The organism is Streptomyces sp. MUM 203J (assembly GCF_022414595.1).
Classification (GTDB): Bacteria; Actinomycetota; Actinomycetes; order Streptomycetales; family Streptomycetaceae; genus Streptomyces.
The window spans coordinates 1-16,341 of sequence record NZ_JADWYO010000030.1 but is presented as its reverse complement, the minus strand read 5'-3'; the positions used below and the strand labels follow the sequence as shown (position 1 = coordinate 16,341).

The window sequence follows — 16,341 nt, the reverse complement described above, 5'->3', positions numbered from 1 at the left end:
CGGTCCCTCAGCACCCCGTCAGCGGTCCGCCGCCCGGGCCTTCAGCGCGCGCTCCACACCCGAGCGCGACTCCAGCACCAGCCGTCGCAGTGCCGCGTTCGGCTCGGCCGACGCGAGCCACGCGTCCGTCTCCTCCAGCGTCTCCCGGGACACCTGGAGCACCGGGTACAGCCCGACCGCGACCTGCTGGGCCATCTCGTGGGAGCGGGACTCCCAGACGTCCTTGACCGTGGCGAAGTACTTCTCCGTGTACGGCGCCAGCAGCTCCCGCTGGTCGGCCTGGACGAACCCGGAGATCACCGCCTCCTGCACCGCGTTCGGCAGCTTGTCGGACTCGACGACCGACGCCCACGCCTCCGCCTTGGCCTCGGCCGTCGGCCGCGCTGCCATCGCCGTGGCCGCGTGCCGCTCACCCGCGGCGGTACGGTCCCGCTCGTGCTCGGCGTGGATCCCGTCCGCGCCCAGGCGCCCCGTCGCGGCCAGCCGCTCCACGAACGCCCAGCGCAGCTCCGTGTCCACCACCAGGCCGTCGACCGACACCGAGCCGTCCAGCAGCGCCGCCAGCAGGTCCAGCTCCTGGTCCGTCCGCGCGGTCGCCGCGAAGGCGCGCGCCCAGGCCAGCTGGTGGTCGCTGCCCGGCTCGGCACCCCGGAGGTGCTCCAGCGCGGCCTCGGTCCAGCGGGCCAGGCCGACCGGACGCCAGTCCGGCGCCGCGTACAGGTCCAGCGCCAGCTTCACCTGCCGGTGCAGGGACTGCACGACACCGATGTCGGACTCCTTCGCGATGCCCGACAGCACCAGATCCAGGTACGCGCGCGTGGCCAGCTCGCCGTCCCGCGTCATGTCCCACGCCGACGCCCAGCACAGCGCACGCGGCAGGGACTCGGAGAAGTCCCCGAGGTGCGCCACCACGTTCTGCAGCGACTCCTCGTCCAGCCGCACCTTCGCGTACGACAGGTCGTCGTCGTTCAGCAGCACGACGGCCGGGCGCGCCTTGCCGACCAGGGCCTCGACGCCCGTCAGCTCGCCGTCCACGTCCAGCTCGACGCGCTCGGTGCGCACCAGCTTCCCGGCCTCGTCCAGGTCGTAGAAACCGATCGCGATGCGGTGCGGCCGGAGCGTGGGCTCGCCCTTGGCGCCCTCGGGCAGCGCCGGGGCCTCCTGGCGTACCGCGAACGACGTGACGACCCCGTGCGCGTCCGTGTCGATGACCGGCCGCAGGACGTTGATCCCGGCCGTCTCCAGCCACTTCTTCGACCAGTTCGTCAGGTCGCGGCCGGAGGTCTCCTCCAGCGCGCCCAGCAGGTCCGTCAGCCGGGTGTTGCCGTACGCGTGCCGCTTGAAGTACGCCTGCACGCCCTGGAAGAACGCGTCCATGCCGACATACGCGACGAGCTGCTTCAGCACCGAAGCGCCCTTGGCGTAGGTGATGCCGTCGAAGTTGACCAGCACGTCGTCGAGGTCGCGGATATCGGCCATGATCGGGTGCGTGGAGGGCAGCTGGTCCTGCCGGTACGCCCAGGTCTTCATCTGGTTCGCGAACGTCGTCCACGAGTGCGGCCACTTCGAGCCGGGCGCGTACGCCTGGCAGGCGGCCTCCGCGTAGGTGGCGAACGACTCGTTCAGCCACAGGTCGTCCCACCACTCCATGGTGACCAGGTCGCCGAACCACATGTGGGCCAGCTCGTGCAGGATCGTCGCGGCCCGCACCTCGTACGCCGCGTCCGTCGTCTTCGACCGGAAGATGTACTGGTCGCGGATGGTGACCGCGCCCGCGTTCTCCATCGCGCCCGCGTTGAACTCGGGCACGAAGAGCTGGTCATACTTGGCGAACGGGTACGCGTAGTCGAACTTCTCCTGGAACCAGTCGAAGCCCTGCCGCGTGACCTCGAAGATCGCGTCCGCGTCCAGGTGCTCCGCGAGCGACGGACGGCAGTACACGCCGAGCGGCACGACCTGCCCGTCCGGGCCCTCGTACGTCGAGTGCACCGCGTGGTAGGGGCCGACGATCAGCGCCGTGATGTACGACGAGATACGCGGGGTCGGCTCGAAGCGCCATACGGTCGAATCGGGGCCCTCGGGCCCGGGCGTGGGCGAGTTCGAGATCACCGTCCACCCGGGCGGCGCCTGCACGGTGAACCGGAACGTGGCCTTCAGGTCCGGCTGCTCGAAGCTGGCGAACACCCGCCGCGCGTCCGGCACCTCGAACTGCGTGTACAGGTACGCCTGGTCGTCGACCGGGTCGACGAACCGGTGCAGCCCCTCACCGCTGTTGGTGTACGCGCAGTCCGCGACCACCCTCAGCTCGTTCGCGCCCTGCCTCAGGTGCTTCAGCGCGATCCGCGAGTCCCGGAACACCGAGGCGACGTCCAGCCGCTCGCCGTTCAGCACGACCTCGTGCACCGCCGGGGCCACCAGGTCGATGAAGGTCTCCGCGCCCTCCTCGGCCGACGCGAAGCGCACCGAGGTCTCGGACCGGAAGGTGCCCCCCTCCTGCGCACCGCTGAGATCGAGGTCGATCTCGTACGCGTCCACGGTCAGCAGCGCCGCGCGCCGCCGCGCCTCTTCACGGGTCAGGTTTGTGCCAGGCACCCGGTCATCTCCTCCATGTACGGCCTTTTGGAGCCATCCTTCCACGGGGGGACGCGGATCACAGAGGCAGAGAACGGGAACGGCGAAGGGCGGTCCCGCCACCCCGGCGGGACCGCCCTGTGAACAGCCCTGGGAAGCTGCCGGTGCCGGGAGGCGTCAGCCGCGCAGCTCCTGAGCCACCAGCTCAGCGATCTGCACCGCGTTCAGCGCGGCGCCCTTGCGCAGGTTGTCGTTGGAGACGAACAGCGCCAGACCGTGTTCCACGGTCTCGTCGGCCCGGATACGGCCCACGTACGAGGCGTCCTTGCCGGCGGCCTGGAGCGGTGTCGGGATCTCGGACAGCTCGACGCCCTCGGCGTCCTTCAGCAGCTCGTACGCGCGCTCGACGCTGATCGGGCGCTCGAAGCGGGCGTTGACCTGGAGGGAGTGCCCCGAGAAGACCGGGACGCGGACGCAGGTGCCGGACACCTTCAGGTCCGGGATCTCCAGGATCTTGCGGGACTCGTTGCGGAGCTTCTGCTCCTCGTCCGTCTCGTGCAGGCCGTCGTCGACGATCGACCCGGCCAGCGGCAGCACGTTGAAGGCGATCGGCCGCGCGTACACGCCCGGCTCGGGGAAGTCGACGGCCTCGCCGTCGTGGGCCAGCTCGGCGGCCCGGCCGGCGACCGCCTTGACCTGGCCGTCCAGCTCCGCGACGCCTGCGAGCCCGGAGCCGGACACGGCCTGGTACGTGGTGGCGACCAGCGCCACCAGACCGGCCTCCTGGTGCAGCGGCTTCAGGACCGGCATCGCGGCCATGGTGGTGCAGTTCGGGTTGGCGATGATCCCCTTGGGGCGGTCCTTGACGGCGTGCGGGTTCACCTCGGACACCACCAGCGGCACCTCGGGGTCGCGGCGCCACGCGGAGGAGTTGTCGATCACGACGGCACCCTGCCCGGCGACCTTCTCCGCGAGCGCCCGGGAGGTGGCGCCGCCCGCCGAGAACAGCACGATGTCCAGGCCCGTGTAGTCGGCGGTGGCCGCGTCCTCGACCGTGATGCCGTCCAGCACCGTGCCCGCCGAGCGCGCGGAGGCGAACAGCCGGAGCCGGTCCAGCGGGAAGTTCCGCTCGGCGAGGATCCTGCGCATGACCGTGCCGACCTGACCGGTGGCTCCGACGATTCCGACCTTCACGGGAACTCCTCCGTACGTGTGTGCGGCAAGGGGTGCTGCCGCCGTCCATGATGCGTATGTCCCGTGCCGCCTTGTCCAATCGGTTGTCCAGAGGGTGAGAAGCACCACGGATCGATCACGGCGGCGTCCGGGTACACGCAAGGGCGGGCGCCCGTGCCGGACGCCCGCCCTCACACTCCGTGGCCCTCCGGGCTACGGAGCGGCAGTGATCTTCGCGCGGTTCACTGCGTGACGCTCTTGATCACGACGCTGCCGGTGCCCGCGGCGGTGCCACGCGCGTTCAGCAGGCTGACCTCACCGAAGAACTGCCGTCCTTCGGGCGCCGGGCCGTTCACGACGACCTCGCCGCGGAAGACGCCGGACTCGCCGTTCTTCAGCGCCAGCGTATTCGTCCGGTCGACCTTGATCTCGCCCAGCGAGGACGAGAAGAACACGTCCTTGTAGTCGTAGGCGGTCTCGCCGGCCGGGACCGCGTAGCCGTCGACGACGATCGTGTACGTGCCGGGAGCCGGCTTCAGCAGGGACACCGACTCCTCGGAGTCGGCGTCGGCGGAGAAGCCCACCCGCACACCGTCGCGGAGGACGGTCAGGTCCAGGTCGGCGCCCTTGTCGGAGACGTTGCCGATGGCGACGTCGAACCGCTCGACACCCTCACCGATCTCGACGGTGGTCTTCTTCTGGCCCTGGTGGCCGATCGTCGGGCGGTCCACCTTCGCGGAACCCAGCGAGCCGCCCTGCGGCCTGCCCTCAAGGGCGGCGAAGCCGTTCGTGACCTGCCACTCGACCGGGGTACCGGAACCCTGGGCCGCGGACTCCAGGGTCTGCGTCTGCGGGTCGAAGGTGACGCCCAGCACCGACACGTCCAGCGTGTACGGGTTGTCGAGCAGCGGCGACGTACGGCGCGCCTCCACCTCGATCTCCCACACGCCCGGCTGCGGGTTCGGGTACGACCGCAGGTCGGGGCGGCAGGTGTTCTTCGGGCTCTCGTAGTTCGGGTAGCAGTAGATCGTCGACGTGGGGTCGGCCGGCACGCCGTACGGGTGGATCGCGATGAACCGGGTCTGGCTGTCCTTCGCCAGGCCGCTCATCGCGATCTCCAGCGCCTTCGCGCCCGCCGGGACGGTCACGAAGTACGACCGGGTCTCGTTGCGCTGCACGATGCTCGACGCCGAGTGGCTGAAGGACGGCTCGGCCAGCTCCTCCGAGGCGACGACCGTCGTCTGGATCAGCCGGTCGATGCCCTTGGTCTTCGGGTCGCTCAGCTCCAGCGCGGCGCTGTGCACTCCGGCGCTGCGCGGCTTGGCGGCGACCTTGAAGGTGACCGGCTTGTTCAGCGGAAGCACGATCTCGTCGCTGCCGACGATCCGGAAGGTGTCCTCGTGGTTGTTCTCGAACCACAGCTCGTGCCGGATCGGCTTGTCGGCGCCCGTCGTGCGGGTGACGGTGACCTCGTAGACCTTCTCCTGGCCGACCTTGATGCCGCCCTCGCGGTCGTAGAGGCCGGTGCCGAAGCCGGGCTCCTTCAGGAACTGGTCGATCGCGGTGTCGACCGGCGCCTTCACGGTGTACTCGTGGGCGTCGGCGCCGCGCAGCACCTCCTTCCAGGCGTCCACCACGTTGATCCGGCCCGCGCCCTGCTCGTGCGCCTGGGTGTCCGGGATGTGGTCGGCCTGGCTGATCACGGCGGTGCGCAGCTTCGCCGGGGTGAGGTCGATGCCCTTCTGCTTGGCGGCCGACAGCATCAGCGCCATGGCGCCGGTGGCCTGCGGGGCGGACATCGAGGTGCCCTGGAGCATCGAGTAACCGGCCGGCAGCTGGTACCCGGCCTCCTTGACCGGGTCGCCGGGCGACCAGGTCTGCGTGGTGTTGACGGCCGCGCCGGGGGCGGTGAGGGTCGGCGTGAAGCCGCCGTCCTCACGCGGGCCGCGCGAGGAGAAGGGCAGCATCTGGTACTTCTTCTCCACGGCGGAGCCGTAGTTGGCGGCCCAGGTCTCCTTGGAGATGGCCGCGCCGACGCTGATGACCTTGTCGGCCAGCGCCGGGTCACCGATGGTGTTGACACCGGGGCCGCTGTTGCCCGCGGAGACGACGAGCTGGACTCCGTACTCGTCGATCAGCCGGGTGTAGAGGCGGGCGCGCGCGTTGTTGCCGTCGTTCAGCGCCGGGAGACCGCCGATCGACATGTTGACGATGTCGACCCCGCGGTTGACGACGAGGTCGATCATGCCCTCGGTCAGGGCGACGTTGGTGCAGCCGCCGCTCCAGGTGCAGGCGCGGGAGGAGACGAGCTTGGCTCCGGGCGCGGCACCGTTCATCTTGCCGCCGAAGAGGCGGTGGGCGGCGGTGATCCCGGCGACATGGGTGCCGTGCGAGCCCTCGATGACGCCGATGCTCACGAAGTCGGCCTTGTCACCGGCCCCGTTGAAGACGACGTCCTTGCGGATCTCGACGACGAACGGGATGCGCTCGACGACGTCGGTCTTCGGGTTGTCGGTGCCGAAGTAGCCGACCTGGAAACCGTCCTTGTACGGCTTCATCGGCTCGTCGTCGGAGAAGTCGAAGTCCCCGTCGAGGTCGACCCGCACGGTGCCCGCGGCCTCGTCGTACAGCACACCCCACACATCGGTGGTGTCGCCGTCCCGGTTCAGGTCGCCCGCCATGTCGCCGCCCTCGGTGGCGGCCTCCGCGAAGGTGCGGAAGCGGTACGAGCCCTCGGGCGCCGTCCAGGTCTTGCCGGCGGCCGTGAACGTGCTCCCGGACACCGGGGTGTCCATCCGCAGCCAGGTGCCGTCGCCGTCGCTCACCGGGTCGGTGGCGGTCACCCAGTCGACGATCTTGCGCTCGCCGGTGGTGGTCTTCTGGAGCGCGGGGTGCCCCAGGTCGACACCCGAGTCGAGGATGCCGATGGTGACACCGCGCCCGTCGGCGCCGGGGTTCTTCCGTACGAAGTCCACGGCCCCGGTCTCATGGGACGGGTTGTACGGGTTGGCCGCCGGGGTGCGCTTGGTGGGCGCCGGGTACAGGTAGCCGCTGCCCGCGCTGCCCGAGGGGGCCTTGCCGCCCCGGCCGCCGTCGGGCCGCGGGTCCTCCAGCACGATCTCGTGCTTCAGGTCGATGCCCTGGACGCTGGACAGCTTGGCGGCCTTGCCGATGGCGGCCTCGGCCTGCGAGGTGGGCACGGTGGCGCGGACGTAGCCGAGCTTGTCGTGGCGCTGCCCGACGGTGCCGCCCTTGACGGCGTCCAGTTCCCTGGCGACCTGGTCGGTCTTGCCGGGCTCGGTGGCGACCATGAGCGTGACGGTCTTCTCGCCGCGTGCCTCGGCCTCCGCGAGCCGCTCGGCGTCCTCGGAGCCGAGCTTCTCCTCGGCGGACTTGCCGGGCTCGGGGGCGTTCGGCGTCGCCTCGGGCGCGGGCGCCGCCGCCGGCGCGGCGAGGACGGGCGCGGCACCGGCGGCGACCAGCGCGGCCACGAGGCCGGCGGCTGCCGCGACACGGGCAGCGCGTCTCATTCCCGGTATGGGGTTGGGGGGTTCGGGGGTCATGTACATCCCTGTGTGAGACCTGTTGTGAAGGGAACAGTCCGGAAATCGATACCGGATGACCGCTGAGCCTTTCGTATGTGACAGGTCTTTGGGGAGTGCACACCAAGTCAGATCATGCCCATGACGCAAACCCGCCATAGGGTGCAGAGCGCCACCGGGAAGAATCCCCCAGAAATCGGATGCGGGGAGAGGGGAATCCCTCCTAACCTCCCTCTATGCAAAAGAGGTTGAGGGTGGCGGCCTACGCCGTGGTCGTCCGCGGCGACGAGATCCTCCTGGCGCGCAGCCCCACCGCCGACGGCGGCCGGGAATGGGTGCTGCCGGGCGGGGGCATGGAGCACGGCGAGGATCCCCTGGAGACCGCGGTCCGCGAGGTCGAGGAGGAGACGGGCTACCGGGCCGAGATGACCACCCTTCTGGGCGTCGACTCCCACCGCTCCACCCTGGGCGCGACCGTCGACCACCACAGCCTCCGCCTGGTCTACGAGGCCCGCGTCACGGGCGGCACCCTGCGCCCGGAGCGGAACGGCTCCACCGACCTCGCCGCCTGGCACCCGCTGGTGACGGTCCCCGCCCTCCGCCGCATCCGCCTGGTCGACACCGCCCTCCGCCTGTGGCGCGAACGCCCGGACACGGGCCGTGTGGCGCGGGGGCGGGGCGGCGAGCGGGATGGCTGACGGATTCGTCCGGTGGTACCGGGAGTCGGGGGACGTGTCCGTCTTCGGCGAGCAGGCGGGGCTGTTCCGGCGGTACGGGATCGTGCTGGAGCACCCGGTGGCGGGCGCGGCCCTGGTGCTGAACGTCGAAGGGGACGACGTCCCCATGGAGCAGGAGGAGTTGCGCCGCCTGCTCGGGCTTCGCCTCGCGTCCATCACGATGAACTGGTGGTTCTCGGCCGACACCAACGTGATCGGCAGCTTCACCCATGAACCCTTCGGCTGCGAGGTCCAGACGCTGTGGCTGGACGGCCTCAGTCCGGAGGAGGCGGGGACGGTGGAGGCGGCCGTCACCGCCGCCGCGGCCGGACTGCCCACACCCAGCCGTGCGGTGATCGTCGACCGGCGAGGCATCCACGACCCGGAGGACTGGGACTCGATCGTGCTGCACGAAGGCGACGGGTTCCCCGGCGTCCCGGACTGCGTGATCGCGGGGGAGGCGGTCACACGGAAGCTTCTGGCCGCGGAGCCGGGCCTGGGCGAAGAGGACCTGGGTGGTGGCCTGGTCCGGCTCACCCGGTGACCCGGCAGGCTCATGCCGCTACGCGCAGCCGGGTGTTGCCGGTGCGGAGCCGGAGGATGCCGTCACGGCCCTGGCCAGGGCCGCGTACGCGCAGCGTGCGGCGGCTGGTCACGGTCGCCCGGTCCGTCGAGCCGGACGCGGATCAGCTCGGTGGAGCGCTTGTCGCGGCGGCGGGCGGTCAGCACCGCCCGGCCGTCGCGGACGGCGAATCCGTACGGCTCCGGCACGGGGCCGCGGCAGCCGGTCACCGCGCCGCTGAGCGGGGTGATCCGGGTCAGGTAGATGCCGGTGGCGCTGGCGCTCTCGTACCAGGCGAGCCACACGTGGTCGCCCTCGGTCGCGGCGGCCGGACCCTCCAGCGGGTGGGCGGGCAGTCGCCCCGCCGGACTCCGGACGGCACCCCTCTCGCGTCTCCAGCCCGCCGGCCCCGCGCCCGACTCGGGGTGGCCGCCGTTGATCCCCTCGTCCCCGTGGGCCGTCCAGATCCGCCGCGGCGGTCGGTGACCGGCGCGGGGATGCCGCCACCCGGGCAGAACTCGGATTCGGGTGTGCCCGACGCGGAGAACACCACGGCGTTCGGCTTCCAGACGCCGTCGGTCTCGCTTCGGGAGGAACGGCCGTTCGCCGGCAGGAACCGGCCATCGGGCAGGGGAGCCAGGTGGTTCGGGCGCATCCGGACGTCCACCGGTGGCATCCGTCGTTCCTCCCGCCCGCCGACGGTGACCAGTTCACCCCGGAACGGGATGTCCCCCATCCACCGCACCCGTCGCATCCCGTACCGGATGTGCCGCAGACGGCACCGGTGGACCAGCAGAACCGCAAGCTCCCCGCCGGGGCCGACAGTCCATGACAGGGCCCGCAACCCCCGTACGGCATCGCGAAGGGGAAGCCGCCGGGCCCGGGACACCTCGGAGCCGGAACGGGCGGCGACAGGAAGCGGATGCGTCAGAGACAGGTCCCCGGGACTCCGGGCGCCCGCGAGGCCCGAAGAGCACCACACCACCCGCGGCTCCCCAGCGTGGCCGACCGGAACGGCCGAAAGGTGATCAACTCTGGCAGGCGAGTCCGGGTCCTTCCCTGTGACCGGATGCACCGCAGTCATCCGCAGTCATCGGTGAAGGGGGACCCTCATGTCCGTACGTACCACCCGCACCGCCCTCGTCGGCGTGGCCGTGGCGACCGCCCTCGGCGCGACCTCGCTCACCTCCACCGCGGTCGCCGCGCCGACCGCGCCCACCCCGCACGGCCACCGCGCGACCCAGGCGGCCATCGACGACATCGTCCGGAACGGAGCGCCCGGCGTCGTCGCCGAGGCACGCGACCGGTACGGGGTCTGGAAGGGCGACGCGGGCGTGGCCGACCGGGACTCCGGGCGCAAGCGGCGCCACAACGACCGGTACCGCGTCGCGTCCATCACCAAGATCTTCGTCTCGACCGTGATGCTCCAGCTGGAGGCCGAGGGCAGACTCGACCTGGACGACAGCGTGGAGAAATGGCTTCCCGGTACCGTCCGGGGCAACGGCCACGACGGCCGGAGCATCACGCTCCGCCGACTGCTCAACCACACCAGCGGCATCTACGACTACACGTCCGACCCGGACTTCCGGGCCACCCGCAACGGCCCGGGATTCCTCGAACACCGCTACGACACCTGGACCCCCGACCAGCTCGTCGCCGTGGCCATGCGGCACGAGCCGCGCTTCGCACCCGGCACCGACTGGTCCTACTCCAACACCAACTACGTCCTGGCCGGCCTCGTCATCGAGAAGGTCACCGGACGCCCGTACGGCTCCGAGACCGAGCGCCGCATCATCAGGCCGCTCAAGCTCCGCGCCACCAGCGTGCCCGGCACCGACGTCCGGCTGCCCAGACCCAGCGGCCGTGCCTACTCCACGCTGGGCGCCGACCCGGCCGACCCGGCCACCACGATCCACGACGTCACCGAACTCAACCCGTCCGGAGCCTGGGCCGCGGGCGAGTTGATCTCCGACAACGCCGACCTGCAGCGGTTCCTGAGCGCTCTGCTGACCGGGCGTCTGCTGCCCGAGCGGCAGTTGAAGGAGATGACCACGGCCGTCCCCGTCGACGGGAGCAACGCCGACGACGGCTACGGGCTGGGCCTGCGCACCCTCAAGCTGAGCTGCGGCACGCAGGTGTGGGGCCACACCGGCGGCATCCGGGGCTCCTCGTCCTTCGTCGCCGCCGACCGCTCCGGCACCCACACGATGGCGGCCAATGCGAACGGGGACTGGACGGGCGGCCTGGGCAAGGTCCTCGAAGCCGAGTTCTGCCGCTGACCGGAGCCCCGCCGTCACCGCGGCAGGACGACGACATACGCCGCCGGCGCCCGGTCCTCGGCCGCCATCAGGGCCGTGCGCACCACGACCGCCTGCTGCTCCATGGAGTCCCGCAGCTTGCGCGGCGTGATGTGCACGACCGTGATGCCCAGCCGCTCCAGGTACTCCCGCTTGCGGGTGTACTCCGACCACACCGCGGCGTCGTCCTGACGCGGTGCCCGCGTGTCCAGCTCCAGCGCCACCGCGTGGTCCGGCCAGTAGGCGTCCACGCCGCCCAGATGCGGGCCGCCGGGCAGCCGCAGATCCACGTTCCACAGCGGGTCCGGCAGCCGGTGGCGGCTCACCATCTCGTACAGCCGGTCCTCCGCCAGCGCCCGGCCCTCCGCGAGCAGCGCGTCCACCGCGTCCACCACATGCGGACGCGACAGCAGCCGCGCCCGGTTCAACTCCCGTACCGCGGTGGCCGGTTCCACATGTCCGTCGCGGACGGCCTCGGTCAGCACGCCGCGCACCGCGTGCGCGTCCGGCAGTTGTGCCACCGCGTCGGCCAGCGCCCGCCCCACCGGCGCCACCGGCAGTCCGGTCAGCTCCTGGGCCACCGGCAGGTCATGGCCGGTCGCCCGCACGATCCGGACGAACCCGGTGGACCGCAGCCGCCGGGTACGCGGCACCAGTACGTCGATCCGGTCCAGCGCGAGCAGCGGGGGAGTGGACGTGAAGCCGTGCAGTGTGAGCGCCGCCAGGCCGGTGATCATCGAGTCTCCGTACCCGGGCTCGTCCGCCGGGGCCGGGCGCCGCCCGGTGTACAGCAGCGCGGCGTGCAGCCGCTCGTCGCTGGTCGGCTGTCCCGAGTGCAGCAGATAGACACCAGGCAGCAGTTGCTGCCAGGGGCCGCCCTTGCGGCTCTGCGCGCTGGCCTCGGCCGACGGTACGCCGTGCGCCCGCAGCTGCGCGGCGGAGAGCACCCGGCGCGGGGCGTCGGAGAGGTGGGACAGGGGGCGGGGGGAGAGCGGGGTCTTCTTCATGCAGCCCACGTGCCCGCCGCCGAACCCCCCGCTAACCGCTGTTACACGCCCGTCGACAAATAGGGACATCACCGCCCTAAAGTACGGGCGTTCGAATGCCGATGATGGAAGCTTTGGCCGCAGGCCTGACCCCCGTGGGCGGCGCCCCCTCGGCGGAGTGCCGCCCACGGGCGGCTCAGGCGCGCCCGTCGCACTCCTGCGCGCGCAGCGCCCGCGCCAGGTCGTCCCGCGCCTCCAGCACCAGCCTCCGCAGCGCGGGCGCGGAGGAGCCGTGCTCCGCCAGCCAGGCGTCGGTCTCCGCCAGCGTCGCCGCGTCGCCCTGGAGCATCGGGAAGAGGCCCCGCACGACGTCCATGCCGATCTGGATGGACCGCTCGGCCCACACCCGCTCGACCGCCTCGAAGTACCTCACCGCGTACGGCGCCACCAGCTCCCGCTGCGACGGCTGCCCGAAGCCCGCGATCGTCGCCTCCACCAGCGCGTTCGACAGCTGGTCCGACTCCACGACCTGTGCCCACGCCTGGGCCTTGACCGCCGCGGACGGCCGCGCCGCCAGGCACCGCACCTGGTGCCGCTTGCCCGACGCCGTGTCGTCCCGCGCCAGTTCCGCCGCCAGCACCTCCTCGTCGGCGCGCCCGTGCGCCGCGAGCGGCTCCAGCAGGACCCACCGCAGCTCCTGGTCGACGTCCAGGCCGTCCACCGACTCCGTACCGGCCAGCAGCCCCTCCAGGAACGCGAAGTCAGCGTCCCCCGCCGCCACCTCCGCGTAGAACCGCGCCCACGTCAGCTGGTGCTCGCTGCCCGGCTCGGCGGCCCGCAGCTCCCGCAGCGCGCCCTCCGCCACCACCCGGCCGCCCTCCGCGCGCCACTCCGGCGCCGCGAAATGGACCAGCGACGTCCGCGCCCACGCGTGCAGCATCTGCAGCACACCGATGTCCGACTCGCGCCCCGCGAAGTCCAGCACCAGTGCCACGAACTCCCGCGCCGGAAGCAGCGCGTCCCGCGTCATGTTCCACAGCGCCGACCAGCACAGCGCCCGCGCCAACGGGTCCGTCACATCCGCCAGATGTGCCCGCAGCGTCGCCAGCGACGCCTCGTCGAACCGCACCTTCCCGTACGTCAGGTCCTCGTCGTTCACCAGTACCAGCGCGGGCCGCTCCGCCCCCGCCAGTTCCGCGACCACCGTGCGCGCCCCGGTGATGTCCGCCTCGGCGCGCGCGTACCGTACGAGGTCCCCGCCCTCCAGCCGGTACAGCCCCACCGCCGCCCGGTGCGGGCGGGCCTCCGCGGGCCCGGACTGCTCGACGGCCAGCTCCGCGACCCGGCCCTCGCCGTCGTACGTCACCACCGGCGTCAGCACGTTGACGCCGGACGTCTCCAGCCACGACCGCGACCACGCCTTCATGTCCCGGCCCGAGGTCTCCTCCAGCACCGCCAGCAGGTCGCCCAGCGTCGTGTTGCCGTAAGCGTGCCGCTTGAAGTACCGCCGCGCGCCCTCCAGGAACGCCTCCCGGCCGGCGTATGCGACCAGCTGCTTCAGTACCGCCGCGCCCTTGGCGTACGTGATGCCGTCGAAGTTCAGCTTGGCGTCCTCCAGGTCACGGATGTCGGCCGTGACCGGGTGTGTGGAGGGCAGCTGGTCGGCGCGGTACGCCCACGCCTTGCGGTTGTTGGCGAAGGTGATCCAGCCGCCGGTGAAACGGGTCGCCTCGACCATCGAGAAGGAGCCCATGAAGTCCGCGAAGGACTCCTTCAGCCACAGGTCGTCCCACCACCTCATGGTGACCAGGTCCCCGAACCACATGTGCGCCATCTCGTGCAGGATGACGTTGGCCCGCCGCTCGTACGCGGCCCGCGTCACCTTGCCCCGGTAGATGTACTCCTCGCGGAAGGTCACCATGCCCGGGTTCTCCATGGCGCCGAGGTTGTACTCGGGCACGAAGGCCTGGTCGTACTTGCCGAAGGGGTAGGGGAAGTCGAAGGCCTCGTGGAAGAAGTCCAGGCCCTGCTTGGTGACCAGGAAGACGTCGTCCGCGTCGAAGTGCTTGGCCAGCCCCTTGCGGCACATCGCGCCCAGCGGGATCTCCAGGTCGCCGCGCCGGTAGGTGTCCGTGACGTAGTGGTACGGGCCGGCGACGACACAGGTGATGTACGTCGAGATGGGCTTCGTCTCCGCGAAGCGCCACACATGGCCGCCGGAGGCGCCGGTGCGGGATTCCTCCGCGCCGTTGCTCCACACGTTCCAGCCCTCGGGGGCCGTCACCTCGAAGCGGTACGGCGCCTTCAGGTCGGGCTGCTCGAAGTTGGCGAACACCCGGCGGGCGTCGGCCGGCTCGTACTGGGTGTAGAGGTAGACCTCGCCGTCCTCCGGGTCCACGAACCGGTGCAGACCCTCACCGGTGCGGCTGTACGCGCACTGCGCGTCCACCACCAGCGTGTTCTCCTCGGCCAGCCCGTCCAGCGCGATCCGGGCCCCGTCGAACACGGCCGCCGGGTCGAGGTCCCGGCCGTTGAGGGTCACCCGGGTCACGGCCGGCGCGATCAGGTCCGCGAACGTGCCCGCCCCGGCGCGCGCGCTCCGGAACCGGATCGTCGTCACCGACCGGAAGGTACGCGGCTCCGCCCCGGCGCTCCCGCTGTCCCCGACCGCCGACCGCACGTCCAGTGCGACCTCGTAGCTGTCGACGGTCAGCAGCGCGGCGCGCTCGTGGGCCTCGTCGCGGGACAGGTTCTCGCCGGGCACGGGCGACTCCTTCGTGGCTCGTTGGTACGAGCAGCGATCCTCCCACGGGCTTCCGGAGCCGATAAGCGGGAATGCCCTCGTTCGCCCCCGGCGTTGTCGCAAGTGAGCCGCACTGCCGTGGCCCCCGTTACCTGTGAGGAGTGACATGCCCGAGACCAGGACCACCGCCGACTTCTGGTTCGACCCCACGTGCCCGTGGGCGTGGATGACGTCGCGCTGGATGCTGGAGGTGGGGAAGGTGCGGCCGGTGGACGTGCGGTGGCATGTCATGAGCCTGTCCGTCCTCAACGAGAACCGGCACGACGAGCTGCCGCAGAAGTACGTGGACCTGCTGGCCACCGCGTGGGGCCCGGTGCGCGTGGCCGTCGCCGCCGAGCAGCTGCACGGGCCGGAGGTGCTGGCCCGCCTCTACACCGCGATGGGCACTCGCTTCCACAACAAGGGCGAGCCGGTGAACCGCGAGACGATCACCGCGGCCCTGGAGGACGCGGACCTGCCGGCCGAGCTGGCCGCGTACGCCGAGAAGGACACGTACGACACGGAGCTCCGTGCCTCCCACGCGGAGGGCATCGGCAAGGTCGGGGAGGACGTCGGCACGCCGGTCATCGCGGTGCCGGGCCCCGGCGGCGAGGAGGTCGCCTTCTTCGGCCCGGTCGTCACCCCGGCACCCAGGGGCGAGGCGGCCGGCCGTCTCTGGGACGGCACGCTTCTGGTGGCGTCCACGCCCGGCTTCTACGAGATCAAGCGCACCCGCACCCAGGGGCCGGTCTTCGACTGAGTCCTTCCTCCGGCTCATGCAGAACGGCCCCCGCGAGTCCTGTCCTCGCGGGGGCCGTCCCTTTCTCCGCCTGCCGCGTGAAGGGTGAGAAGACGATCACGAGCAGGACGCCGGGGGGAGCCGTCAGGGGGCGATCAGCGGCGTACGGTTCTTCGCGTCGGCGTAACGCTTCGCCACGTCCTGCCAGTTGACGACCTGCCACATCGCCTCGATGAAGTCCACCTTCTGGTTCCGGTACTGGAGGTAGAAGGCGTGCTCCCAGGCGTCGAAGACCAGGATCGGCACCGAGCCCTGGCCGACGTTGCCCTGGTGGTCGTAGACCTGCTCGACGATCAGCCGCCCGCTGACCGGCTCGTACGCGAGGACGCCCCAGCCGGAGCCCTGCGTGGTCGCGGAGGCCTTGGACAGGTGGGCCTTGAAGCGGCCGAAGGAGCCGAAGGAATCCGCGATGGCGTCGGCCAGTCCGCCCACGCCGTCCTTCTCCAGGGGCTCACCGCCGCCGTCGCCGGTCATGTTGTGCCAGTAGATGGAGTGCAGGATGTGGCCGGAGAGATGGAAGGCCAGGTTCTTCTGGAGGCCGTTGACCGAGCCCCACTGCTCCTTGTCCCGCGCCTCCTCCAGCTGCTCCAGGGTGTCGTTCGCCCCCTTGACGTAGGCGGCGTGGTGCTTGTCGTGGTGCAGCTCGATGATCTCCGGGCTGATCACGGGCGCCAGCGCCGCGTAGTCGTAGGGCAGTTCCGGAAGGGTGTAGATCGCCATGGACCGAGCCTCCAGCGTCGCGCGGCTTATTGCAACTCTTTCGCAAGTGCAGGCTAGCAGCAGCAAGGCTCGGAGTTGATCAGTCGATGGACCTAGGGACACAGCAGGAGGCCCCGGCGCGTCGTGCTTGGGTTCCAGGGGTCGTCGCAACACCACTTGGTTTCAGGTGGTGAGTAGATCACGTAGACGCTCG

11 protein-coding genes are annotated in these 16,341 nt (G+C 71.2%); 4 read left to right on the top strand and 7 right to left on the bottom strand.

Translation table 11 applies throughout. The annotated features are described in order from the left end of the window. Nucleotides 1-18 precede the first annotated feature (18 nt). The 3 genes from pepN (I3F58_RS16870) to I3F58_RS16860 form a co-directional block, all read right to left on the bottom strand. On the bottom strand, nt 19-2,592 hold the full coding sequence (pepN, locus tag I3F58_RS16870) for an aminopeptidase N (protein WP_240109440.1): 2,574 nt from the start codon (nt 2,590-2,592) through the stop codon (nt 19-21). Between the two features lie 156 nt (nt 2,593-2,748). Next, nucleotides 2,749-3,765 (bottom strand): aspartate-semialdehyde dehydrogenase, encoded by a 1,017-nt coding sequence (locus tag I3F58_RS16865; protein WP_240109439.1) that lies wholly within the window; start codon nt 3,763-3,765, stop codon nt 2,749-2,751. Between the two features lie 221 nt (nt 3,766-3,986). Then, nucleotides 3,987-7,307 carry a S8 family serine peptidase gene (locus I3F58_RS16860; protein ID WP_374207988.1) on the bottom strand — a complete coding sequence of 1,107 codons (3,321 nt, stop codon included), beginning with the start codon at nt 7,305-7,307 and terminating at the stop codon, nt 3,987-3,989. A gap of 215 nt (nt 7,308-7,522) precedes the next feature. Between I3F58_RS16860 and I3F58_RS16855 the strand changes: the two genes are divergently transcribed. After that, the gene (locus tag I3F58_RS16855) at nt 7,523-7,984 is read left to right on the top strand and encodes an NUDIX hydrolase (protein ID WP_240109437.1); all 462 of its coding nucleotides are present in this window, start codon (nt 7,523-7,525) and stop codon (nt 7,982-7,984) included. Then, nucleotides 7,977-8,546, top strand: a complete 570-nt coding sequence (locus I3F58_RS16850) for a hypothetical protein (protein WP_240109436.1) — start codon at nt 7,977-7,979, stop codon at nt 8,544-8,546. The genes I3F58_RS16855 and I3F58_RS16850 overlap by 8 nt, the downstream gene beginning before the upstream one ends. Nucleotides 8,547-8,608: 62 nt before the next feature. On the opposite strand, the gene I3F58_RS16845 is transcribed toward I3F58_RS16850, so the two are convergent. Beyond that, nucleotides 8,609-8,869 carry a hypothetical protein gene (locus tag I3F58_RS16845; RefSeq protein ID WP_240109435.1) on the bottom strand — a complete coding sequence of 87 codons (261 nt, stop codon included), beginning with the start codon at nt 8,867-8,869 and terminating at the stop codon, nt 8,609-8,611. 807 nt (nt 8,870-9,676) lie between these two features. Between I3F58_RS16845 and I3F58_RS16840 the strand changes: the two genes are divergently transcribed. Next, nucleotides 9,677-10,843 (top strand): serine hydrolase, encoded by a 1,167-nt coding sequence (locus I3F58_RS16840; RefSeq protein ID WP_240109434.1) that lies wholly within the window; start codon nt 9,677-9,679, stop codon nt 10,841-10,843. Nucleotides 10,844-10,857: 14 nt separating this feature from the next. Here I3F58_RS16840 and I3F58_RS16835 read toward each other — a convergent pair whose 3' ends face one another. Beyond that, nucleotides 10,858-11,868 carry a hypothetical protein gene (locus tag I3F58_RS16835; RefSeq protein ID WP_240109433.1) on the bottom strand — a complete coding sequence of 337 codons (1,011 nt, stop codon included), beginning with the start codon at nt 11,866-11,868 and terminating at the stop codon, nt 10,858-10,860. Between the two features lie 175 nt (nt 11,869-12,043). Further along, entirely contained in the window at nt 12,044-14,611 is a 2,568-nt protein-coding gene (gene pepN / locus I3F58_RS16830) for an aminopeptidase N (RefSeq protein WP_240109432.1), read from the bottom strand. A 145-nt stretch (nt 14,612-14,756) separates the two neighbouring features. Between pepN (I3F58_RS16830) and I3F58_RS16825 the strand changes: the two genes are divergently transcribed. Continuing rightward, entirely contained in the window at nt 14,757-15,389 is a 633-nt protein-coding gene (locus tag I3F58_RS16825; protein WP_240109431.1) for a disulfide bond formation protein DsbA, read from the top strand. A gap of 123 nt (nt 15,390-15,512) precedes the next feature. On the opposite strand, the gene I3F58_RS16820 is transcribed toward I3F58_RS16825, so the two are convergent. Continuing rightward, nucleotides 15,513-16,148 (bottom strand): superoxide dismutase, encoded by a 636-nt coding sequence (locus I3F58_RS16820; RefSeq protein WP_240109430.1) that lies wholly within the window; start codon nt 16,146-16,148, stop codon nt 15,513-15,515. Nucleotides 16,149-16,341: the final 193 nt, after the last annotated feature.

Excerpts from the sequence above, each read along its gene's own strand:
- I3F58_RS16860 (WP_374207988.1), bottom strand. The coding sequence starts at position 7,307 with ATGACCCCCGAACCCCCCAACCCCATACCGGGAATGAGACGCGCTGCC.
- I3F58_RS16855 (WP_240109437.1), top strand. The coding sequence starts at position 7,523 with ATGCAAAAGAGGTTGAGGGTGGCGGCCTACGCCGTGGTCGTCCGCGGC.
- I3F58_RS16850 (WP_240109436.1), top strand. The coding sequence starts at position 7,977 with ATGGCTGACGGATTCGTCCGGTGGTACCGGGAGTCGGGGGACGTGTCC.
- I3F58_RS16840 (WP_240109434.1), top strand. The coding sequence starts at position 9,677 with ATGTCCGTACGTACCACCCGCACCGCCCTCGTCGGCGTGGCCGTGGCG.
- I3F58_RS16835 (WP_240109433.1), bottom strand. The coding sequence starts at position 11,868 with ATGAAGAAGACCCCGCTCTCCCCCCGCCCCCTGTCCCACCTCTCCGAC.
- I3F58_RS16825 (WP_240109431.1), top strand. The coding sequence starts at position 14,757 with ATGCCCGAGACCAGGACCACCGCCGACTTCTGGTTCGACCCCACGTGC.
- I3F58_RS16820 (WP_240109430.1), bottom strand. The coding sequence starts at position 16,148 with ATGGCGATCTACACCCTTCCGGAACTGCCCTACGACTACGCGGCGCTG.